The sequence below is a fragment of the Streptococcus sp. KHUD_018 genome (genome assembly GCF_054861215.1).
This window is the reverse complement of the sequence record NZ_CM142176.1, coordinates 73177-94081: the sequence shown is the minus strand read 5'-3', so window position 1 is coordinate 94081 and position 20905 is coordinate 73177. Positions and strand designations below refer to the sequence as shown.

At 42.9% G+C, this 20905-nt stretch carries 23 protein-coding genes; 12 read left to right on the top strand and 11 right to left on the bottom strand.

Annotated features, from left to right (window positions below; all coding sequences use genetic code 11):
• Positions 1-10 precede the first annotated feature (10 nt).
• The 5 genes from ACVBD2_RS00485 to ACVBD2_RS00465 form a co-directional block, all read right to left on the bottom strand.
• Positions 11-2545 (bottom strand): SSURE domain-containing protein, encoded by a 2535-nt coding sequence (locus ACVBD2_RS00485; RefSeq protein ID WP_461685823.1) that lies wholly within the window; start codon positions 2543-2545, stop codon positions 11-13.
• A gap of 157 nt (positions 2546-2702) precedes the next feature.
• Entirely contained in the window at positions 2703-3368 is a 666-nt protein-coding gene (locus tag ACVBD2_RS00480) for a potassium channel family protein (protein ID WP_061454260.1), read from the bottom strand.
• Between the two features lie 13 nt (positions 3369-3381).
• Entirely contained in the window at positions 3382-4761 is a 1380-nt protein-coding gene (locus ACVBD2_RS00475; RefSeq protein WP_461685822.1) for a TrkH family potassium uptake protein, read from the bottom strand.
• A gap of 33 nt (positions 4762-4794) precedes the next feature.
• On the bottom strand, positions 4795-5559 hold the full coding sequence (locus tag ACVBD2_RS00470; protein ID WP_461685821.1) for a nucleoside phosphorylase: 765 nt from the start codon (positions 5557-5559) through the stop codon (positions 4795-4797).
• 49 nt (positions 5560-5608) lie between these two features.
• The gene (locus ACVBD2_RS00465; RefSeq protein WP_461685820.1) at positions 5609-6499 is read right to left on the bottom strand and encodes a LysR family transcriptional regulator; all 891 of its coding nucleotides are present in this window, start codon (positions 6497-6499) and stop codon (positions 5609-5611) included.
• Positions 6500-6629: 130 nt separating this feature from the next.
• Here ACVBD2_RS00465 and ACVBD2_RS00460 point away from each other — a divergent pair, with 130 nt between their 5' ends.
• Positions 6630-7664: a threonine aldolase family protein gene (locus ACVBD2_RS00460; RefSeq protein ID WP_461686287.1), complete on the top strand. Its 1035-nt coding sequence runs from the start codon at positions 6630-6632 to the stop codon at positions 7662-7664.
• 92 nt (positions 7665-7756) lie between these two features.
• Here the strand turns inward: ACVBD2_RS00460 and ACVBD2_RS00455 are convergent, their stop codons facing one another.
• Together ACVBD2_RS00455 and ACVBD2_RS00450 are read right to left on the bottom strand one after the other, a co-directional pair.
• Positions 7757-8977 (bottom strand): carbohydrate-binding domain-containing protein, encoded by a 1221-nt coding sequence (locus ACVBD2_RS00455; protein WP_461685819.1) that lies wholly within the window; start codon positions 8975-8977, stop codon positions 7757-7759.
• A gap of 292 nt (positions 8978-9269) precedes the next feature.
• A complete protein-coding gene (locus tag ACVBD2_RS00450) occupies positions 9270-9827 on the bottom strand; it encodes a sugar O-acetyltransferase (RefSeq protein ID WP_461685818.1) in 558 nt (185 codons plus the stop codon).
• A 187-nt stretch (positions 9828-10014) separates the two neighbouring features.
• Here ACVBD2_RS00450 and ACVBD2_RS00445 point away from each other — a divergent pair, with 187 nt between their 5' ends.
• Genes ACVBD2_RS00445 through ACVBD2_RS00435 form a run of 3 tightly spaced genes read left to right on the top strand, consistent with a single transcriptional unit; the run spans position 10015 to position 12285 of the window.
• The gene (locus ACVBD2_RS00445; protein WP_461685817.1) at positions 10015-10323 is read left to right on the top strand and encodes a rhodanese-like domain-containing protein; all 309 of its coding nucleotides are present in this window, start codon (positions 10015-10017) and stop codon (positions 10321-10323) included.
• A 20-nt stretch (positions 10324-10343) separates the two neighbouring features.
• On the top strand, positions 10344-11999 hold the full coding sequence (locus tag ACVBD2_RS00440; RefSeq protein ID WP_461685816.1) for an FAD-dependent oxidoreductase: 1656 nt from the start codon (positions 10344-10346) through the stop codon (positions 11997-11999).
• Positions 11989-12285, top strand: coding sequence for a rhodanese-like domain-containing protein (locus ACVBD2_RS00435; RefSeq protein ID WP_461685815.1), 297 nt, complete (start codon positions 11989-11991; stop codon positions 12283-12285). Before ACVBD2_RS00440 ends, ACVBD2_RS00435 begins: the two co-directional genes overlap by 11 nt.
• Before the next feature lie 43 nt (positions 12286-12328).
• On the opposite strand, the gene ACVBD2_RS00430 is transcribed toward ACVBD2_RS00435, so the two are convergent.
• From ACVBD2_RS00430 to ACVBD2_RS00415, 4 genes are all read right to left on the bottom strand, one after another.
• A complete protein-coding gene (locus ACVBD2_RS00430; RefSeq protein WP_268708031.1) occupies positions 12329-12817 on the bottom strand; it encodes a prolyl-tRNA synthetase associated domain-containing protein in 489 nt (162 codons plus the stop codon).
• A 131-nt stretch (positions 12818-12948) separates the two neighbouring features.
• Positions 12949-13227 carry a hypothetical protein gene (locus ACVBD2_RS00425; protein WP_125416485.1) on the bottom strand — a complete coding sequence of 93 codons (279 nt, stop codon included), beginning with the start codon at positions 13225-13227 and terminating at the stop codon, positions 12949-12951.
• Positions 13228-13258: 31 nt separating this feature from the next.
• Positions 13259-14572 carry a DUF6630 family protein gene (locus ACVBD2_RS00420; protein ID WP_461685814.1) on the bottom strand — a complete coding sequence of 438 codons (1314 nt, stop codon included), beginning with the start codon at positions 14570-14572 and terminating at the stop codon, positions 13259-13261.
• A gap of 53 nt (positions 14573-14625) precedes the next feature.
• Positions 14626-14883 (bottom strand): metal-sensitive transcriptional regulator, encoded by a 258-nt coding sequence (locus ACVBD2_RS00415; RefSeq protein WP_000185156.1) that lies wholly within the window; start codon positions 14881-14883, stop codon positions 14626-14628.
• Positions 14884-15065: 182 nt separating this feature from the next.
• Here ACVBD2_RS00415 and ACVBD2_RS00410 point away from each other — a divergent pair, with 182 nt between their 5' ends.
• The 8 genes from ACVBD2_RS00410 to ACVBD2_RS00375 are packed head-to-tail and all read left to right on the top strand — an operon-like array spanning position 15066 to position 20885.
• Positions 15066-15686, top strand: coding sequence for a GTP pyrophosphokinase (locus ACVBD2_RS00410; RefSeq protein WP_376739456.1), 621 nt, complete (start codon positions 15066-15068; stop codon positions 15684-15686).
• A gap of 9 nt (positions 15687-15695) precedes the next feature.
• Entirely contained in the window at positions 15696-16370 is a 675-nt protein-coding gene (locus ACVBD2_RS00405) for a response regulator transcription factor (RefSeq protein ID WP_268722939.1), read from the top strand.
• On the top strand, positions 16371-17603 hold the full coding sequence (locus ACVBD2_RS00400) for a sensor histidine kinase (RefSeq protein WP_461685813.1): 1233 nt from the start codon (positions 16371-16373) through the stop codon (positions 17601-17603).
• Between the two features lie 51 nt (positions 17604-17654).
• Positions 17655-18062: a hypothetical protein gene (locus tag ACVBD2_RS00395; RefSeq protein WP_461685812.1), complete on the top strand. Its 408-nt coding sequence runs from the start codon at positions 17655-17657 to the stop codon at positions 18060-18062.
• 26 nt (positions 18063-18088) lie between these two features.
• Positions 18089-19171, top strand: a complete 1083-nt coding sequence (locus ACVBD2_RS00390) for an ankyrin repeat domain-containing protein (RefSeq protein ID WP_461686286.1) — start codon at positions 18089-18091, stop codon at positions 19169-19171.
• Between the two features lie 25 nt (positions 19172-19196).
• Entirely contained in the window at positions 19197-19943 is a 747-nt protein-coding gene (locus ACVBD2_RS00385; protein WP_461685811.1) for an ankyrin repeat domain-containing protein, read from the top strand.
• A gap of 15 nt (positions 19944-19958) precedes the next feature.
• Positions 19959-20270: a hypothetical protein gene (locus ACVBD2_RS00380; RefSeq protein ID WP_461685810.1), complete on the top strand. Its 312-nt coding sequence runs from the start codon at positions 19959-19961 to the stop codon at positions 20268-20270.
• A 24-nt stretch (positions 20271-20294) separates the two neighbouring features.
• Positions 20295-20885 (top strand): SMI1/KNR4 family protein, encoded by a 591-nt coding sequence (locus ACVBD2_RS00375; RefSeq protein WP_461685809.1) that lies wholly within the window; start codon positions 20295-20297, stop codon positions 20883-20885.
• Positions 20886-20905 lie beyond the last annotated feature (20 nt).

The window sequence follows — 20905 nt, the reverse complement described above, 5'->3', positions numbered from 1 at the left end:
GATTTGAATCTTAATCTTCTCGTTTGGTTGTCAAACCCAAGAGTCCAACAAGACCTGCCAAGGCTAGACCAAAGATACCAAGGCCAGCTGTAGCCGTTTGAGCTTCCCCAGTATTTGGTAGCATCGCTTTATCATCTTTTTTCATCATATTAGCCATTGGGCTAGAAGCTGGTTGATCTACTTTCATATCTGACATATGGTGATTTGTACCCATCATACCCTCAGTCATACCTGTAGAGCCTGTTTCAGAAGGCTTCGTATTCATCTGACCTTGTTGAGATGGTATTGTCGCCATTTCTTTTCCACGAAGCTGAATCGTTACTTGACGAGTTGCGATAAGATTGGTCAAATCTGGTTTTCCATCTTTAGAACCATAGACCTTAACAGTAGCTAGATACGTATGGGTTCCGTTAGCTCGAAGTTGATCCAGCAAGGCCTGACCATCTTTGCCAACCGTATTGCCATTCAAATCCACTTCGTAGAAATATTGACCTTTAGCCAAGCCTTCAAGTGGCAATAGGGCAGGATTTTTAGCTGTTCCGTTGTCTGACCATGGAGCTTTGTCTGAAGCTTTTAACAAGAGGCGAGTCAACATACCATCTCCACCAAAAGCTTCGTATGGAATAACTTGGTTGACACCGGCCAAGAATGGACCTGGAACATTTGCTTTGTCAAGGTAGCTAGCTGGAACATCAATGCTATTTTTGATGTTATTAGCAACAGAGTCTTTAACCTGATTTGGTGTGGTCAAGCCATTCAAATTAACAGTCAAATCTTTAGTCGCTACCAGATTAGTTAAGTCAGGCTTGCCGTCTTTCGCACCGTACACTTTGATGGTTGCCTTATAGCTTTGTGTACCATTTTGTTTCAAAAGGTCAAGCAGCTCTTTATCAGATTTACCTTGGGTGCCTGCTAAATCCACTTCATAGAAGTAAAGGCCTTTGCCCAATTTCTCTACTGGTGGGAGAGCTGGATTTTTGGCTGAGCCGTTGTCTGACCATGGAGCCTTATCAGATGCTTTCAAGATAAGACGAGTCAACATGCCGTCACCAGCGAAGAATTCGTATGGAATGACTTGGTTGACACCAGCTGTGAAGGGACCTGGGAAATTGGCTTTGTCAAGGTAGCTAGCCGGAACATCTACTGTATCTTTGGTGTTGTCGGCCACACCTTTTTGGACTTCAGCTGGGGTGGTCAAACCATTCAAATTAACAGTCAAATCTTTAGTTGCTACGAGATTGGTTAAGTCAGGCTTGCCATCTTTCGCACCGTACACCTTGATAGTAGCTTTATAGCTTTGAGTTCCATTTTGTTTCAAGAGGTCAAGCAGCTCTTTATCTGATTTGCCTTGGGTTCCAGCCAAGTCTACTTCGTAGAAGTAAAGGCCTTTGCCCAATTTCTCTACTGGTGGGAGATCTGGATTTTTAGCTGTTCCGTTGTCTGACCATGGAGCCTTATCAGAGGCTTTCAAGATCAGACGAGTCAACATGCCGTCTCCAGCGAAAAATTCATATGGAATGACTTGATTGACACCAGCTGTAAATGGTCCTGGGAAGTTTGCTTTGTCAAGGTAGCTAGCTGGAACATCTACTGTGTCTTTGGTATTGTCAGCCACACCTTTTTGCACTTCAGCTGGGGTGGTCAAACCATTCAAGTTAACAGTCAAATCTTTAGTTGCTACGAGATTGGTTAAGTCAGGCTTGCCATCTTTCGCACCGTACACTTTGATGGTAGCCTTATAGCTTTGCGTACCGTTTTGTTTTAAGAGGTCAAGCAAGTCTTTATCTGATTTTCCTTGAGTGCCTGCTAAATCCACTTCATAAAAGTAGAGACCTTTGCCCAATTTTTCTACTGGTGGGAGGGCAGGATTTTTAGCCGTTCCGTTGTCTGACCATGGAGCCTTGTCTGATGCCTTCAAAATCAGGCGAGTCAACATACCATCTCCACCAAAAGCTTCATATGGAATGACTTGGTTGACACCAGCTGTAAATGGTCCTGGGAAATTAGCTTTATCCAAGTAAGAAGCCGGAACATCTACTGTATCTTTGGTGTTGTCAGCCACACCTTTTTGCACTTCAGCTGGGGTGGTCGCTGCTTGCGCTTCACTAGTTTCACGGTCTTGTCCAGAAACTGTAGACGCAGGACTTTTCGCAGGTCTAACTGCATCTTCTGTTTCTTTCTTAGAGTCAGGTTGTGCTTGTACTTCTTCTTTTGGCGCTACTGCCGGCTCTTTAGCAGTTGCGTCCGTTTTTTCTGAAGGGCTTGTCGTATCCACACTTGCTTTAGGTGCTGAGTCTGCTTGTTCTGAAGGAAGAGCTACATCGACTGCTTTTTTGAGAACCTCTGCTGGTAAGTCGCTCTTTTCACTCACCGAAGTTGCGTCTGGCACGACTTGGGCAGGGGTCGGATTGACGACATCAGCGCGTGCAGAACTTGGTTGACCTACTAGGACAAAGAAGCCACTAGCCACAACAACTGAAGCAACACCGACACTGAGACGGCGAATTGACCAACGAGTATATCTCTGATTTGGATTGAATTTCATAGGATTCTCCTTAGAGTTTTCTTTTTTTTGATGACTCTAGTATAATCTCCTAAAATTAAAAAGGATTAAGAAAAAGTTAAAATTTTTCTTAAATCCCTCTTATAAAATACTTATATTGACTCGTTAATTATTTGGAAAGAGAGTAGCCCTTCCTCTCCTACTCACTCAGTTCAGCCAGGGTGTCCAGATGTTGGTTATTAATGACGGCCATGATGTAGGCATCTGCCTGCAAGAGGTCATTAGGTCCGAATTGGACATCCAGAGGAGCATTTTCGTAGGAACGAAAGCCAAGTACGTTGAGGTTGTATCGCCCACGCAAATCCAACTGACTGAGGCTTTTACCTACCCATGATTGGGGGATTTTCATCTCGACAATCGATACATTCTTGTCCAGCTGAAAGACGTCTACACTGTTATGAAAGAGGATGGTCTGTGCCAATGAGCGCCCCATTTCAAACTCTGGTGAGATGACTGCGTCTGCCCCGATTTTTTCTAGAACCTTTTTAGCTGTATGACTTTTGACCTTGGCAATGACGGTCGGTACTCCTAAACTCTTGCAGTGCATAACCGCTAGAACACTGGACTCCAAATTTTCACCCGTTGCGACAACTACGGTATCACAGGTGTCAATCCCCGCTGATAGAAGGAGTTCTTCATCCGTGATATCTCCAACTACCCCTCGCGCCAACACTGGTTCAAATTGATTAATGCGTTCCTCGTGGTCATCAATAGCAATGATATTCATGTCATGCTTGGCTAGAGCTTCCAAAACACTGCTCCCAAAAATTCCCAAGCCTAAAATTCCAATTGTTCGATCTGACATCATTTATCCTTTCTTATCCAATGGTGATATCTGCTTTCATATAGTGAATTGTGTCTTTCTTATCTGGCTGGTATTCCGCTACACTGACCAGTAGTGTCAAGGGACCAATACGGCCGATAAACATCAGCAACATAACGATACTGAGGGCTAACTTACCTAACTCCGGCGTTAAATTTGCCGTCACTCCAACTGTCGCAAGGGCTGAAATGGTCTCAAACATGAGGTAGATAAAGCGCGGATTTCCTTCTGCTGTTATCCCTAGTAGGATCAAGCCCAGCAAGAAGGTCAGTAAGAAGATAATAAAGACACTGAAAGATTTTTGCACAGTTCGGGGTTCAATGGTCCTCCGAGCTACATTGGCATGAGGCAAGCCCAATAATTCACTGCGAGCAAAGACCAACAAGACAAAGAAGGTCGTAATCTTGAGTCCTCCTGCTGTCCCTCCAGGTGCCCCGCCCAGAAACATCTGCAGGATGTAGATCAGTAAGGTAACTGGTCGAGCCTGGGTGTAGTCAATGGAAGCAAAGCCAGCCGTTCTCATGCTGACGGTTTGGAAGAAACTAACCAGCAGTTTCTCTGGAGCGCTGAGATTTCCAATCGTCCCAGGATTGTTCCACTCAATTAAGAGAGTCGATACTGTTCCAAAGAGCAAAATCCCCGCCGTTAAAAAGAGAACCAACTTGGTATGGAAACGCAGACGGCGTTTTTTCTTTTTCCCAAACTGGGTCGCTAGATCAAACCAGACCATAAATCCTAGCCCACCCGTGATAATCAAACCTGCAATCACTAGATTGATCAAGGGGTCCGTTTGAAAAGCTAGCAAACTCGTACTTCCAAAATTATCAAATCCAGCATTGCAGAAAGCTGAAATGGCCAAAAAGATAGAAGTTAAAATCCCTCGTCCCCAGCCAAATTCAGGAATAAAGCGGAAACTCAAGAGAAAGGCACCGATTCCTTCCACCAGAAAAGTCGTCAGAAAGATCGAGCGGATAAAATCCTTTAGAGACTGAGTTTCCCCATAGCTAAAACTTTCCTGAATGGTCTCACGACCACGAAGACTGAGCTTTTGCTTGCCTTGGATATAAAAGATTCCGATAAAGGTCATGAGACCCAATCCACCGATCTGGATCAAAATCATACAGATCAACTGGCCCCAGATATTGTAAGTAGAGGCTACTGGCTGGGTAAAGAGCCCTGTCACACAGACCATAGACACAGTCGTAAAGAGATGGTCAAAGTAGGTCGCTTGTGACGTTTCTGCTTGCACAAAGGGGAGACTTAAAAGAAGCGAACCTAAGAAGATCACTAGGGCAAAACTTAAAAAGATGCGACGGGCTGGCGATAAACGTCCCAATGTCGTCTTGATTTTTTCCAAAAAAGATTTGAATAACATAACTACATTCTACCATAAAAACAGTAAGAGTACTCACATATGGTGCAAAATGGCAAGACAGAGTTCGAGTGCCTTATCAAAAGCTTCTGAGCCCCAGTCACGACTGTCGTAGTTGTCCAGATCCGCTAAGGAATCTGCGGTAAAGAGCAATTCCCCCCAGACAACACCACGTAGTTGGGCAACTGCCGCAAGAGCAGAGCACTCCATCTCCACAACAGAGCAACCTTCTTCCTTGCGATAGGCAACCTTTTCAGCTGTCTCTCGATAAAAACCATCTGTCGTCCAGGTCATGACCTCCTCGTAAGGAATGCCTCTTTGCTCCAAGACTTGCTCAATGGCAGAGACAGCCTCAATCTGCATCTCCATATAACGAGAAGGCGCTACATAGTGGTAGCTAGTCCCCTCATCTCGCAGAGCGCGAACAGGGACGAGAAAGGCATTTTCCTCTATATCGGCTAGGACACCACAGGTACCAGTGGAGATGATTTGCTCCACACCATAGCCAATCAACCAATCCATAAACTGGGCCGCTGGAGCAGAACCAACAGGCGCCTGGGCAAGACAAATCTCCTCGCCCTTGTAGTTGAGGACATAAATTGGATAAGTCTTGGTGGCAGAAACGAACTCACCAACACAGTCCGCCCCTACTTCCTGAGCATAGCGGTCAATCTCCTCCTCCAAAAACGCATAGATGCACTTCTTTGGCAACTTTAAATCTAGCCCCTCATGTGTTGGCATAAGGACCGCCTGGGGGTTGTCGTCAAACTCTAAAATGGGAATCGCATGCTTCTGAATCATAGCCCACCTCCTCTAATTTTGTACTATTGTATCAAAAGCTGACGAAGTGTCAAGGAGTTGTCTTTAGCAATTCCGAAAGCTCCTCTTCCATACATTTAAGAAATCGTTGCACTGCTGGAGAAGTTGGTCTCTGTCTTGGCAAAGCAAGCCCGAGTGAGACAAACCGCGGTGGGTTTAGGGGCAACTGGACTACATCTTCTTTCCAATCCTGTGCTATCATAGCCTGATTAAAACTCACTCCTAATCCTGCTTTTACTAACTGATAGGTAGTAAATCCATCTTTTGTTGTAAAACGTGTTTTTAAATGTAAACCTTCTTGCTCAATTAGTCTGTCCTGATCTGTATCTTGAGCTGGTAAGGTATGAATAAAATCCTCTGCCTCTAAATCCTTTATCTCGTATTGAGCTTGTCTAACCTTAGGATGATTTTTAGGAAGCCAAACAAGAAGTGGATCCCGATAGAGTTCTTCCCAACTATAATCCGTCTTATCTTGAGGTTCTGCACATAAACAGATATCGACAGATTTTTCTGCCAACCACTTAGCTATTTCCTTATTCCCACCCTCCAACAACTTAATCTGTATATTGGGATAGCTTTCTGAAAAGACTTTTAAAAGACGAGGCATCCACATAGAGGATACACTAAAGTAGCAGGCAATCGTAATAGAACCACGGACGACTCCTTTTATATCATCACTCATCTCTTGTGCGACCTGACTAGATTCAACGATTTCCCTGAAATAAGGCAACATCAATTTCCCATTTTCAGTTAAACGAACTCCTTTTTTACTGCGGATAAACAAAGAAAATTCTAATTCCTCTTCCAAGCTAGAAATCATTCTAGTGATCCCTGACTGAGTATAGTTGAGTTGTTCTGCTGCAGCTGAAAAAGAACCTGTTTCACTGGCAATTAGAACCGCCTGGCATTTACTTACGTCCATTTTTCACTCCTTTTCTTTTATCTATTCCATTTTATCATAGTTGATATGATTTTTTGACGTTTGTGTAATGAATGTATTTCTTGTACAATAAATACATCAATCAAGAAAGAGGTCTTTTATGACAAACGAAATCCTAAATTTTGCAAATGATTATCTTCAAGGAGCACACCCTGCGATTCTTCAACGAATCATGGAAACCAACGAAATGGAAATGAGCGGATATGGGAGCGATTCGATTAGTGCCAGTGCTGTTGAAAACATTCGCAAAGCCTGCGCTTGTCCACAGGCAGCGGTTCATCTTCTTGTCGGTGGTACCCAAACCAATCAAGTCATGATTGACAGTCTCCTCCAATCTTACCAAGGGGTGATTGCTGCAAAAACTGGCCATATCAGCGTTCATGAGGCTGGTGCTATCGAATTTGGAGGTCACAAGATACTCGAACTGGAGGGAGCAGATGGAAAATTGACCGCCCAGCAAGTCAAAGAAACTATTGAAGACTATTGGGCTGATAAAAACCATGAGCATATGGTCATGCCAGGAATGGTCTATCTCTCACAACCAACTGAGCTTGGAACCCTTTATTCAAAAGCAGAATTAGAAGCTATTTCTCAAGTTTGTAAGGAAAAGAATGTTAAACTCTTCGTAGATGGTGCTCGTCTTGCTTACGCTCTTGCCTGCCCTGAAAATGATGTTAATCTTGCTGATTTGGCTCGCTTATGCGACGCTTTCTATATCGGAGGTACCAAATGTGGCGCTCTTCTCGGGGAAGCAGTCGTTATCCCAAATCCTCAACTTCTTCCTCACATGACTACCATTATCAAACAACATGGTGCCCTTCTAGCTAAAGGAAGACTTCTCGGTATCCAATTTGACGAATTGTTTAAAGACAATCTCTATCAAACGATTGGCAAAGATGCGATTTCCTACGCCAACCAGATTCGTCTAGCTTGTAAAAATACTGGTCTCCCCCTTTATTTTGAAAATCCAACAAATCAGGTCTTTTGTATTGTGAATGATGAACAGATGAAAAAACTGGGGCAAAAGGTGAGCTTCTCTTACTGGGAAAAATACGATGATAAGCACACCATCATGCGTTTTGCTACTTCTTGGTCTAGTCGAAAAGAAGATGTAAAGGCTCTATGCAAGGCGATTGAGGAGTTATAAATAAAAACAAAATCTACTTCCCCAGAATAAGATACACAGAAATTACTAATTAAAAAAGGATAGCAATCTAATTGAATGCTATCCTTTTTTGTTTATCCTTGTCCGCCAGGGGCTGGTCCTCCGCCTTGAGGGCCCCCATTCGGTCCACCGCCACCAGGCATAGAATTGACGATTTCCGTTTGTTTTTCACCGTTGAGATAGAAGTCTCCGCCTGTGTAGGTCGCTGTTCCATCAAAGTCAAAACCTGTTTGACCTGTCATTTTAATGATTCCTCCAGTAACAGTAATGTTACCATTTGAGTCGATTGGGTCTGTGTCCCCTTGTCCTACTTCTACTGTTAGATTTCCACCGTTCATGGTGAAGAAGATTTCACTTTGTTGGGCGTTTTTATTAGCCGCGTTGACTCCATCATCTGTTGAATAGATGCTAATGTCCCCTCCGTTGATAGTGATTGACTTACCTTCAAGTCCTTCTGTTGAATTCTTGACGGTGTAGGTCCCACTATCGATGACAAGGTCTCCAGAAGCGTGGATGCCATCATCCCCTGCTGTAACGGTGATGTTGTTGTTAGATAGGTACATGGTTCCGACTGAAGTATCCTCATCATTGTCCACCTTGACTCCATCTTCTTTAGCATCGATGGTCATGGTCGTACCAGTGATGTTGAGTTCATCATTTACATTAAAGGCATCGCCAACTGCTGTGATGTTATAGGTTCCTCCTGTGATGTGGAGAGTGTCGTTAGCCTTAATACCATTATTTTTCTTACCTTCTACATTAAGAGTTCCTTTCCCGTTGATGGTTAAATCCACCTTAGAAAATAAGGCTGCGTCGGCTTTTTCGTCGCTGTTCGAGCTTGAGTCAGAGAGACTGTTGGTTGTTCCTTCTGCTAGAGTCAGGTAGACATGACCAGCTGATGTAGCAGATATCGCTGCATTGGCGTTGGTCATGGTGACACCTTTTAAGACTAGCTGAACATCTGCCAACTCATCTGCCTCGACCTTGATCTGCACTCCATCAGACTGACCTGAAATCACATAGGTTCCAGATTTTGTGATGGTTACTGTTGAGCCAGAGACTGTCGCACCATCTCCAGAGACGTTTGCAGAGGAGCCAGATAGTTCAATCTTAGAAGCTGTGCTTTCATTATAGGAAGTATCATAGTCCTTCTCTGTGAAATAGGAAGTTTGGTTTGTTTTGGTTGAAGTTGTTGTTGCATTGGTATTGGATGTAGTTGTTGACTGGGCACATGCTGCCATCAGCACCATTGCTGCTAGACTCGTTGCGAGTAGGATCCATTTTTTTGATTTCATACCTTTTTCCTCTCCTTCGTATGATATAGCTAGACAGTCTACAGAAGATTCCTGAAACAAAACTAAAACTTTTCTGAAAGTTTCCTTAAATTTAGTTTCAATTACGTTTCGCTTAGTAATTTTTTAGAAAGGACTGCTAAAAACAATTTTTGAACTCTAGGCTACATTTAATAGGTTTTTAAAACCATCATCCCCCAGTGCGATGTCTCCTTGACCAAGAAAGCCAAAAAGAAGAAAAATTTATAAGACTAAAACTCATAAAAAGAACAGCCCTAGCTGTTCCTTTTCACTTCTATTTCACAGGTATTTCCTTAATCACACGCGCAGGATTGCCAGCTAGGACGACATTGTCTCCAAAGGACTTGGTAATCACGGCCCCTGCTCCAGCGACGACATTATTACCCAGTGTCACCCCAGGAAGGACAATGACACCACCTCCAGCCCAGAAATTATCTCCGATGGTGATGGGCTTGCCGTATTCGACCCCTGAATTGCGTTCATGCGGATCCAGTGGGTGGAGTGGGGTTAAAAATTGACAGTTGGGGCCAAGCATGGCGTTGTTCCCGATGCGAATCTGACAAACATCCAGCATGGTCAAGTTCCAATTAGAATAAAAATTTTCCCCTAGATGGATGTTGACCCCATAATCAACCACCAGTCGTGGATTGACATAGAGATTTTTCCCAGTTGAACCAAACCAAGTCTTGATAATTTCCGTCCCTTTCAAGGGATCTTCTTCCTTGTTAAAGGCAGCCTGTTTTTGGCGAGAAGCCTGAGCCAAGGCTCTCAGTTCTGGGTCCGATGGACGATAAAACTCTCCCGCTATCATTTTCTGGTATTCACTGGTCATCTTTACACCTCACACTTACTTTGACGCCATCATATCAAAAAGGCTTTGAAAGGTCAAGAATAAGCTGGTCTAGGACTTCTTTCTGAACTCTCGAAACCATTCCCCATCCCAACTCAAAACAACTTGCTTGACAAAAGCTTAACTTCATGGTTTAATATACCCCATAAGGGTATATTTGGAGGTGCCTATGTTTCACTTATTATTTACAAAAATTGACAGTATTTCTACCAGCGAGTTAGAAGCTAAACTCAGAGAACCGATTCAGCTACTGGATGTTCGGACGCCTATGGAATTCCGTAGAGGTCATATCAAAAATGCCAAGAATGTCCCTCTAACCGAAATCGGTTCTTACACACCTGCGACAAAAGAAACACTTTATGTCATTTGTCATTCCGGTGTGCGAAGCAAATTAGCTGCGAAAAAGCTAAAGAAAAAAGGCTATGATGTTATCAATGTTCGAGGCGGTATGAATGCTTGGACAGGTAAGGTCATCTAGAAGCATAAAGGAGAAAGTCAATGAAAATTATCATTGTCGGAGGAGTTGCAGGCGGTATGTCAGCAGCAACCCGTCTCAGACGTCTCATGGAAGATGCTGAAATCACTATTTTTGAGAAAGGTCCCTTTGTTTCCTTTGCAAACTGCGGGCTTCCTTACTATGTTTCAGGAGAAATTGCAAACCGTGATAGTTTATTGGTTCAAACTCCTGAAAGTCTCAAGGCACGCTTTAATCTGGATGTTCGTCCTTTCCACGAGGTCATCAGCATTTCCCCAGAAAAGCACACTGTGACGGTGCGACACGATGGACAGGAATTCACAGAAAGCTATGACAAGCTGATCCTCTCTCCAGGGGCTAAACCATTTGTTCCTACCATTGAAGGCCTAGCAGAAGCGCAGAATGCCTACACGCTTCGCAATGTTCCCGATCTCGATGAAATTATGGCAGCCTTGGACAATCATCCAGAAGAAGCTGTCGTTATCGGTGCAGGATTTATCGGGCTTGAAATGGCTGAAAACCTGACAAAACGTGGATTGCAAGTTACTATCGTTGAGAAAGCACCCCATGTCTTACCACCATTGGATCAAGAAATGGCAGCCTTTGTCCAAGCAGAATTGGTTAAAAACGGCGTTCGCGTTATCACTTCTCAGTCTGCGACTCGATTTGAAGACCAAGGAAAAATCATCGTTCTCGAAAACGGTCAAAAGATCGCTTCTGACCTCACCATCCTTTCTGTCGGTGTTGAACCTGAAAACGGACTGGCAAAAGCTGCGGGGATTGAACTGGGACTTCGTGGTGGTATCCTCGTCAACAAACACTACGAAACCAGTCAAAAAGATATTTTTGCAGTTGGGGACGCTATCGTTGTCAAGCAAGAGATTACGGGCCAAGACGCTCTCATCTCTCTAGCTTCTCCTGCCAATCGCCAAGGACGCCAAGTGGCGGACGTCATCGCAGGACTCGGCCGTACTAACAAGGGCAGTATCGGCACTGCTATCGTTCGTGCCTTTGATATGACAGCTGCTTCGACTGGTCTCAGCGAGCGTATCCTTAGCATGAATCAACTTCCTTACAAGGCCCTTCATGTCAGTGGGAAAGACCACGCTGGTTATTATCCAGGCGCTACTGATATGACCTTGAAGCTCCTCTTTGACCCAACCACTGGAAAAATCTATGGTGCCCAAGGAGTTGGGAAGAAAGGTGTTGACAAGCGAATCGACATCCTGGCAACTGCTATTAAGGGAAATCTCACCGTCTTTGACTTACCAGAATTAGAGTTCACCTATGCCCCACCATTTGGCTCTGCCAAGGATCCCGTCAATATGCTGGGCTACGCAGCCTTGAACCTAATCGAAGGTCTCAGCGACAATATTCAATGGTACCAGCTCGAAGACGAACTGGCTAAGGGAAAGAAATTCCTAGATGTACGGACAAGTGGCGAATTCCAGAGTGGTCGATTCAAAGTCGATACCATCCACATCCCCCTAAACGAACTACGGGAACGCTTGGACGAACTGGACAAGAACCAAGCCTACATCGTTAGCTGCCACAGTGGTTTGCGCAGCTATATCGCAGAGCGTATCCTCAAACAAGCAGGATTTACCGTCCAAAACCTTGACGGCGCTTATTCACTATACAAAATGGCTAACCCAGAAGGAGTAGAATATGGTAACTAATATCAGCATGGCTGACTTTTATGAAAAATATCAAAATGAAAAACTAGATCTTATTGATGTACGTGAAGTACATGAGTTTCAAGCAGGACATGCGCCAGGTGCAAAAAATCTTCCGTTAAGCACCTTGGAGCAAGGCTACAAAGAACTCAAACCTGACCAGGAATACCATGTCATTTGTCAAGGTGGAGTGCGTTCTGCCTCTGCCTGTCAATTTCTCAGCGCCCAAGGTCTCACCGTTATCAATGTAGAAGGTGGTATGAACCACTGGCCAGGTGAGGTAGAATAATCAAAAAACCGATTAAGATGAACTTAGTCGGTTTCTTTAATCTTTATAACTCGATGATATGAGCCTCATAGCCAATGGCTTCTAGGAATTTGAGTATATCTGTCGTATCCAAAAAGAGAGTTTTTTCATTGGTATTGGGGTGAAAACTCATCCGTTTTTCAGACATGATTTCTTTGTCAAAATAAACTTGAATGTCCTTGTCAGTATTGTTCAGCAAACCAAATGGCGATACTACACCTGCTGGTAACATCATTTTTTCAAACAAGCTCTCAGAGGAAGCCATACGGATTCTATTGGCTCCTACCAAGTCTTTCAAGAGGTCCATATCCAAACGTTTCTTATCATCCATAATCACGAGATAATAGGCTGTTTTCTTTTTGTTGGTGAGAAACATGGTCTTGGTACGGACACCTTCGATCCCTTCGATAAAGCTATCGGCTTGCTCTGTCGTCAAGGCTGGCTCGTGCTCCACGATTTCAAAAGGAATGTCTAGCCCATTTAGCATCTCTACTACTTTTTCGTATGCTTCCATTCGCTTGCCTCCTTTAACTTGTCTTACTACCTTTAATTATACCAAAAAATGGGTTTTCTTCCAATTTATATCCAAGCATCTCTAGGTTTCTTTCATTTTCATACAAGTTATCTTAGACGGAGCCCCAACTGTTAGGATGGGCATGATTTCCAGCCAGCAAGCCCATCTTTTCTTTCCACCGCATAGCCACAAGGTATATCCGCGACTTGTCCGATGGATGCGTCTAGTTTAAATGCTTCAGCTAGGGAAATGAGGCGTGCATCCTCTCCAGTATGGTCTTCTGAACACAAAAATTGCCACATGCCATCCTCTTCATCGTGGGAGATAAAGGTGATCGGATTTTTCCCAGCCAAGACATGGTGACAAACTATACAGGCTGTGTTGGGTGCATCCTTAAATGCAAAAGTCATCTTGAACTCCCTCCTTGAAATACACTAGCAATTACATATTTTTTGCATAGCCGAAACGCTGATTGATTGTGTGACTCAAGGTGACTAATTTTTCCAGAATATCCCTCTTGCAGATAAATAGCACATAACTATCACTATTAATATCCATACAAGCAAGACAGAAATCGTGTCCAGCCCATCTTTCGTCCAAAATCTTACACCAAGTAGGGATGTCATCACCCTCGTCGAACCAATTCTCCTCCAAATCAAGAGTTTGTTTAGTTGCCAGAGGCGTTAATTGGTACAGAAATTCGTCCTTATCTGTCTTCCAGTCTAACTCAATCACTGTATTCACAGCGAGCAGTTCATCAGCAATAGCAAGCCATTTTATCGTAGCTTCATCAACTCCTTCGCCTATGCCCCGCTCGTCATATCTCTCTGCATACTGCTTGAAATAGGCTTTCGGTGATTCAAAACAGGAGGTCAAACGAGATCGTACCTCACTATCATCTGTTAGCAATTGGGTTATTTCCTGATAGATTGCGATATTTTTCTGCTCATCTGTCCGCATATCTAGTACAATTTCCCAATCTTCTAGCTCTGGTGTGACTCTGTTCTCCAAATATGCCCGAAGCATGTCTTGAGTTTCTTTCTCGCTCAGACCATTTTTTTCGTAGATTACATTCTCGTTGATTCGTTCGGCGTCAGCAACACTGATCTCAAAACGAAAAGCGTCCGAATCTTCATCCTGACAAACCTGTACAAAATCCGATACAAGCTGACTCCCCTTTAGTTTAACTGGCTGCTGAGGTATTAAAGTGAGAAAATCCCTATCACCATCTTGTACAGCTGCTAGTTGCTGCCATACTTCCTCAAGTTCAAAGCCATTTTGTTCCTTCTCACCATCATCTAGCACCCAATCCGCAAAGATTCTTCCTGAAATGCTCGCAAAATCTGCTCTATCGTCTCCATCTAGATAGGGCTGATCACTTGTAACAGGGGCCATCTCTTTGACTACCTTTTCAGCCTCTTTTTGAATCCAACCTTGTCTAAAGAAATGGGCAACAATGCTAGGTAAGATCAAGACAGGCAGACAAATAAGAGTACCTGCGAGTGCGAGACCCCTGTATCGATTTTTTGTGGGGCTCCCTTCTGATAGCTGATTTAGAAAGTCCGCTACTTGATTGAACAGTTCGCCCCCAGTGAACCAGAATAGGAACAAACATTCCACACCAAGTAGGCCAAGCCATATAAACGCCATTCGTTTCGCTGCCTGACTACAGATCTCCATTTTAGTTTGTATAGGAATAGCTTCTGTCTCAGGAATACTCTGAAACCATTTTTCTGCTCGTTCTTCTTTTGTCATCTTTCCCCTCCTGTGATCCACTTTCTTATCTTGTTCTATCACATAGAGAACTACTATTTTCGTTTGATTAGGTACTGAACAGCCTTTTCTAAGCGTTCTTTTTGAGCCTCAGGGTCGTCCAGGGGTTGGTTGATGCAGGCTGTGAGATTCTCGGTAATGATCATCTCAATCACGCGCTCCACACTCGAACGAACCGCTGTCAACTGGGTAATGATATCTGCACAATCACGATCTTCATCGATCATCTTTTGAATTCCACGCAACTGCCCCTCTGAACGTTTCAGGCGTGTAATATACTTTGAGTTTGTCATCTTCTTATCCTTGGTCGATTTTTCTTCATTATATCTCTAATGGACTCCTTTGTCAAAATTCTCGTTCCCTCTTTATCTATAGAATCTCACCCTGCTATCGCTTTCATGGTATAATAGAATGACAAATACTATTAGAATCTATGCTCGTAGCAATACGAGCCATTCTTAGAATGGACCAGCCTATGAACTCTATCTATGGCCCTTGCGAAGTCTACTTACCCACTATCTTGCAGACCTTTATTCAAGATATGGAAGAAGCCGCAGCTAATTACAAAAAAGAAACCTCCCTCAAACTATATGAGCATTTGCATGCGCGTATCAAAACCGAGGAAAGTATGCGTGAAAAATGCCAACGCAAAGGCCTTCCTCAGACGAGTCAATCCGCTCTCAAAGAAATCCGAGATGCTATCGGTGTTCGGATCATCACAGGCTTTACAGATGATATCTACCGCATCGTTGACTATATTCGTCAGCTACCCACCATCCATATTTTTAAAGAGAAAGACTATATCCGTCAGGTCAAACCCAATGGCTACCGTTCTTACCATCTGATTCTCGAAGTGACTACCCCCTACCCAGACTGTCTGGGAAATGACCAAGGAACCTACTTTATCGAGATCCAACTGCGCACGATTGCTATGGACTCTTGGGCCAGCCTTGAACATCAGATGAAATATAAGAAAAACATCCAAAACCCTGAACGAATCACGCGCGAGCTCAAACGTTGTGCCGATGAGCTTGCTTCATGCGACTTGACCATGCAGACCATCCGTGATTTGATTCAGCGATCTGACCAAGACTAAGGAGAACCTATGAAAATCCTACTTGCCGAAGATGAAACTCAACTAAATCGCGTCATCACTGTTGCTTTAGAACGCGAAGGCTATGGCGTTGATTCTGTTTTTAATGGACAAGATGCTGTCGAAAAAGCTACAACTAACCACTATCACCTCATGATTTTTGACATCATGATGCCAATCAAAACTGGAATCGAAGCCCTCAAAGAAATTCGCCAGTTGGGCAATACGACCCACGTTATCATGCTGACAGCCATGGCTGAAGTAGATGATCGTGTAACCGGACTCGATGCAGGTGCCGACGACTACTTGACCAAGCCTTTCTCGCTCAAGGAACTATTGGCTAGGCTCCGTTCTACTGCCCGCCGTCTGGAGGACTATACCCCAGATACGGTCCAATTAGGAAATACTAGCTTGGATATTAACGAACAAGAATTAGCTGCTACAAACAGCATTCGTTTAGGGAAAAAGGAGACTCAACTCTTGACCCTCCTCATTCAGCATGCTAACCAGACCCTCAGTTGTCAACAACTACTAGAGCAAGTCTGGCCAGAGGAGCTGGAAGAAAGGGATTACGAGCTCGTTTTTCTCTATATTTCCTATCTCCGCCAAAAACTCCAAAGCGTTCAGTCCAACTTGCAAATCTTAGGATCTGCAGAAGGGCCTTTCCAACTGACAGGAGGAGACTAGATGTTTCGAAAACTACGCATCAAGTTTATTGTCACAGCCACTGCTGCTATCGCTCTGATTCTTGCATTCTTTCTGGTCTTGATGAATAGCATCGTCTATACTCAGACAGAGGATAATATCCAAACCGTCCTCTCCATCTTGTCTAAAAATGAAGGCGAACTCCCAATCACAGATGAAATCAAGGAAAGTTTCACCAAAAAGAACATCCAGGAAGGGATTATCTACAATTTTCAGTATTTCTCTGTCAGAGAAAAGGGGAATGACTACACTATTTCTCTAGGGAATGTCCAATCACTGACCGAAGCAGACGTCAGAGATTTTCTCCAGAAAATTCTTAAAAAACCGGAAACCTATGGCACGATTACTCGCAACGGGCGCTACTTCACCTACCAGATTAGTCAGACAGCTTCGGGCAAGCTCCTAGTCTTCTTTGAAGCTACCAACTACATTCGCGAACGGGACACCCTCTTTCAAGTCTCTATCTGGTTATCACTGGCTAGCCTATTTCTCCTTGCTCTGCTCTTTACCTTGATTTCTGGGATTGTTATCCGTCCCTTCGTCAAAAACTATGAGAAACAACGGATGTTTATCACTAATGCAGGTCATGAACTCAAAACACCGCTGGCTATCATTTCGGCCAATACCGAGCTTCAAGAACTCATGGAAGGAGAGACTGAGTGGAGTATCAGCACCAAGGAACAGACCGAGCGTCTCAACCACTTGATTGGAAGACTGATCCGACTTGCTCGGCTCGAGGAGCAAGAGGATATCAAACTAGCTCCTCAAAATATCTCGCTTATTGCTGAGAAAGTTGCGACAGATTTTGCTCCCCTCTTTAAAAAGGAAGATAAAAACTTTGAAAGCCTGATTGAAGCAGATATCATAGAAAAAGTAGCCCAAGAGGAATTTTATGAGCTTCTTAGCATTCTTCTTGACAATGCCCGCAAATACTGTGATCCAGCAGGCACCATCCGTCTAACTCTCAAACGCAAAGCCTATCTCCTACGCAAGCGCACCTGTATCACTGTGTCTAACGACTACAAGGATGGGCAGCCTGCCAATATTAAACGCTTCTTTGACCGCTTTTATCGCGCCGAAACATCACACAATAACCAAACCACATCTGGTCATGGTATTGGCCTCTCCATGGCCCAGCACCTCGTCAGCCTGTTTAGAGGAAAAATCTTTGTCACCTATAAAAAGCAGGTGATTACCTTTACCATCTGGTTGTAAACGTGGAGAGTCTGGTCGGAGTTCATTCAATAAAAATACAAGGGGAAGCCAATGGAATTTTTAGTAGTTGAGGAGGGGATTCCTCAAAGCATCGGTTGCGAAGGAGCAACGATAGCATATTATGGGAGTGAGATAGAATTTCATTATGAAACCGTGCCACCACATGGAGATGATATTTTTTCTGCAAAATTGCCTTTGTTAAATATTCAACTTCCATTTTGGATGTATGGAAGAAATCTCATATTTTTAGATGCCTATTATTTGCTTGCAGAAACAGTGGAAAAGGGCACTTGGAATCCTATAACAAGCATGCTTATCAATATCCATACAGGAAAATATGCAAGTTTGGACCACTGGTACAACAACATTTCGGTTAAGGAAAAAGAAATCGAGTTAAAAAATGACTACGATGGAAGATCTATGATTTTAAAAAATGTTGATGGGCTTAAGTGGCTTTAGAAATGTAAAATGCAAATGTTAGTTTTATATTAAAGGATAGGAACAATGGCCAAAAAAGAGTGACCTTACCTAAAAATTTTGATGAACTGATTACAGTAGGAGATATTGAAGCTCTTAAAGCCGTATATGATAAATGTGAGCTTACTGCTCATGACGGCAGATACAGCTTAAATACGGCACTTCATTTTGGAGGCGTTCCTGATGAGCTTGTTATCTGGCTGGTGGAACAGGGTTTAGATGTAAATACTCCTGATTATTATGGGCGGACGCCATTATATAAACATGCCACGCTGGGTAGGGATACTGTGAAACTACTTTTTGAATTAGGCGGAGATATACAAAAACCTGATGCATATGGAAGTACGCCGCTGCATACGGCAGCAGGGTTTTTCCGCCCTAAGATAGTCAGTTTTTTGATTGAAAAAGGTGCAGATGCTAATGCAAAAAATGATATGGGGCGAACTCCACTAGCCGAAACCCTTGCTACTTGCAGGAATATTAATATTGCACAGGCAGCAGAAATTGCAGAAATGTTAATAAGGGCGGGTGCTGAGGCAACACCTGAAATGGCAGAAAGAGTCGAAATAATCGGTAAGGATTTTGAATTTCACAGAGAAAATTTTAATAAAGAATATCTGGCGGAAACCGAAGCTGGGCTTGAAAAACTCTATACACTGTTTGATGTAAAGCCTGCTCCAAAACGCAAAATATATGACGGAGTTTCTCCTATTCTTGTAGAAGATGGTCCTTGGCAAAAGCAATACGATGAACTTTGGGAGATGTTGATTCCTTCAAGCGGGCCAGCAAAAACTGTACAAGGCGAAGTGATTCGTATAACAGGGCGCGTACAGGATGAGCTCTATAGAAATGGCGGTGTCAACTGGGATAAACACTACCGGAACATGCTTAAAGCCCTGCCAAATCATTTCGCTTCAGGTACACCACTTTCCGAAGAAGAACTGGAAGAAACTAAGGAACTGATTTCCAGCATCCGTGCAAAAGGCTGTGACGAAGATACTATAACTGAACGTTTGTGTGAACTTTCGGTTCTCTGGGTAGGTTTAAATCCTGATCCGCTTCCTTTAGGGGAAATAAATTATAACAGATGAATACATAATCTGTAGGAGACTTAAAATGGTCAAATTAAAAGATATAGGAAATTTTAAATCTGTTCCACAAATTGTAGGTGATATTATAAAGGGAAATATACCCGCACTAGATGAGTATTTTTCAAAGGGATGGGATATTGAAAAGGGTATAAAAATAGGTAAGTATACCACTTTGTCACCTTTAGAAATAGCTTTGATTATGGAAAGTTTTGACTCTGTAAAATGGCTTGTGCAAAAGGGCGTCAATCTGAATGTAAAAGGAAGTCCTTCATTTTTGCTTGCTGTAAGGTATTGTGATAAAGCTATTATCAGGTATCTGGTAGAACATGGCGCAAAGGTGAACTGTGTAAATGAGGTAAAGGCAGAGGCCTTTGAACAGGCTTTATATGGGAAAAAATATGAGAACCTACCTCTTATCCACGAATTAGGGCATAGGGTAGAAAAATACGGTGGACAGGCATTTCGCAGTGCAGTTTCAGAGAGAAATTATGAAGTGCTTGATTTCTTTATAAAGAACGGAGTTAATATTAACTACAATGCCCCTGATACGGTCTATCCTTTTAAACCAACCCCGCTATGTGTAGCCACAAGGTATGTTGATTTGAAAATGTGTCAATATCTTGTAGAAAATGGAGCAGATGTAACAATAACCGAAAAAGGCGGTATGCGTCCATACAGTATCGCACTTGAAAATGGCGATGAAGAAATGGCTGCATATTTTAAGCAGTTAGAACCTGAAGAATACCACAGTTTACAAAATAAACTGGATTAACTTAAATCATTTAAATTGCCTAAGGTAGTCATTGATTTTCTTCAAAGTGAGGAATTACATTTCGAGCTTAAAGACTGTGATTTTAAATGGATAGAGTTTTTCTCTTTAGTCAATACTGTTCCGATGAAAAAAGGCAGACAGAAACTTCTGCGTATATCTAAGCTGACAGGAGATTATGACCATATCTATATTGTATGGAATCCTAAAACAAAGAAGGTGGCTTTCTATGATATAGAGCATGAAGAGATGAAAGATATGTGCAGTTTTGAAGAATTTGTAAATGATATGCCAGCATATATGCAACAAATAATCGAAGCAGATCTGTAACTAAGCAAATAAAGGGTGGATGGTATGCAGATAAGTGATGAGATAAAAAAGATAGAAGAGTACATTTGCGAAAACTTTGAAGAATGGGATTTGGATGATCCTGTGGAGGAAGAATATCTGGACGATTATCAGGAGATATCCGGCGCTTCTGAGGAAGAAATAGCAGCATTTGAAGAGAAATTTGGGATAACGTTGCCTGATGATGTAAAAGAGCTTTACAGCTATAAAAACGGGAGTAAGTATCTCAGTATTCTGCCTTGCCTTATAGATGAAAGAGACATGGCATTTTGCTTGCTGAGCCTGCAGGCAATCGAAAACACTAAACACTATTTTCAAAACAGAGACACACTCTTGACTGAATTTCCTGAGTATTTTACAGGTGAAGATATTGAAAAAATGAAAGATAGCAGGATAAAACCCTACCTTTTTAATAAAAGATGGATTCCTTTTGCCGAATATTGTGACAGCTGTTTCCTGATGCTGGATTTTGATCCTGACAAAGAAGGAAAAGAAGGTCAGATTCTTTGCTATATTCATGATCCTGATGAAGTTGTGTATGTCGCAGAAAGTCTTAAAGACCTAATCTTTTCGATAATTAGGGAAATAAAAGCATAAGATAGAAGATTTAAAAAGGA

Excerpts from the sequence above, each read along its gene's own strand:
- ACVBD2_RS00485 (WP_461685823.1), bottom strand. The coding sequence starts at position 2,545 with ATGAAATTCAATCCAAATCAGAGATATACTCGTTGGTCAATTCGCCGT.
- ACVBD2_RS00480 (WP_061454260.1), bottom strand. The coding sequence starts at position 3,368 with ATGTCAGATCGAACAATTGGAATTTTAGGCTTGGGAATTTTTGGGAGC.
- ACVBD2_RS00475 (WP_461685822.1), bottom strand. The coding sequence starts at position 4,761 with ATGTTATTCAAATCTTTTTTGGAAAAAATCAAGACGACATTGGGACGT.
- ACVBD2_RS00470 (WP_461685821.1), bottom strand. The coding sequence starts at position 5,559 with ATGATTCAGAAGCATGCGATTCCCATTTTAGAGTTTGACGACAACCCC.
- ACVBD2_RS00465 (WP_461685820.1), bottom strand. The coding sequence starts at position 6,499 with ATGGACGTAAGTAAATGCCAGGCGGTTCTAATTGCCAGTGAAACAGGT.
- ACVBD2_RS00455 (WP_461685819.1), bottom strand. The coding sequence starts at position 8,977 with ATGAAATCAAAAAAATGGATCCTACTCGCAACGAGTCTAGCAGCAATG.
- ACVBD2_RS00450 (WP_461685818.1), bottom strand. The coding sequence starts at position 9,827 with ATGACCAGTGAATACCAGAAAATGATAGCGGGAGAGTTTTATCGTCCA.
- ACVBD2_RS00445 (WP_461685817.1), top strand. The coding sequence starts at position 10,015 with ATGTTTCACTTATTATTTACAAAAATTGACAGTATTTCTACCAGCGAG.
- ACVBD2_RS00440 (WP_461685816.1), top strand. The coding sequence starts at position 10,344 with ATGAAAATTATCATTGTCGGAGGAGTTGCAGGCGGTATGTCAGCAGCA.
- ACVBD2_RS00435 (WP_461685815.1), top strand. The coding sequence starts at position 11,989 with ATGGTAACTAATATCAGCATGGCTGACTTTTATGAAAAATATCAAAAT.
- ACVBD2_RS00430 (WP_268708031.1), bottom strand. The coding sequence starts at position 12,817 with ATGGAAGCATACGAAAAAGTAGTAGAGATGCTAAATGGGCTAGACATT.
- ACVBD2_RS00425 (WP_125416485.1), bottom strand. The coding sequence starts at position 13,227 with ATGACTTTTGCATTTAAGGATGCACCCAACACAGCCTGTATAGTTTGT.
- ACVBD2_RS00420 (WP_461685814.1), bottom strand. The coding sequence starts at position 14,572 with ATGACAAAAGAAGAACGAGCAGAAAAATGGTTTCAGAGTATTCCTGAG.
- ACVBD2_RS00415 (WP_000185156.1), bottom strand. The coding sequence starts at position 14,883 with ATGACAAACTCAAAGTATATTACACGCCTGAAACGTTCAGAGGGGCAG.
- ACVBD2_RS00410 (WP_376739456.1), top strand. The coding sequence starts at position 15,066 with ATGAACTCTATCTATGGCCCTTGCGAAGTCTACTTACCCACTATCTTG.
- ACVBD2_RS00405 (WP_268722939.1), top strand. The coding sequence starts at position 15,696 with ATGAAAATCCTACTTGCCGAAGATGAAACTCAACTAAATCGCGTCATC.
- ACVBD2_RS00400 (WP_461685813.1), top strand. The coding sequence starts at position 16,371 with ATGTTTCGAAAACTACGCATCAAGTTTATTGTCACAGCCACTGCTGCT.
- ACVBD2_RS00395 (WP_461685812.1), top strand. The coding sequence starts at position 17,655 with ATGGAATTTTTAGTAGTTGAGGAGGGGATTCCTCAAAGCATCGGTTGC.
- ACVBD2_RS00385 (WP_461685811.1), top strand. The coding sequence starts at position 19,197 with ATGGTCAAATTAAAAGATATAGGAAATTTTAAATCTGTTCCACAAATT.
- ACVBD2_RS00375 (WP_461685809.1), top strand. The coding sequence starts at position 20,295 with ATGCAGATAAGTGATGAGATAAAAAAGATAGAAGAGTACATTTGCGAA.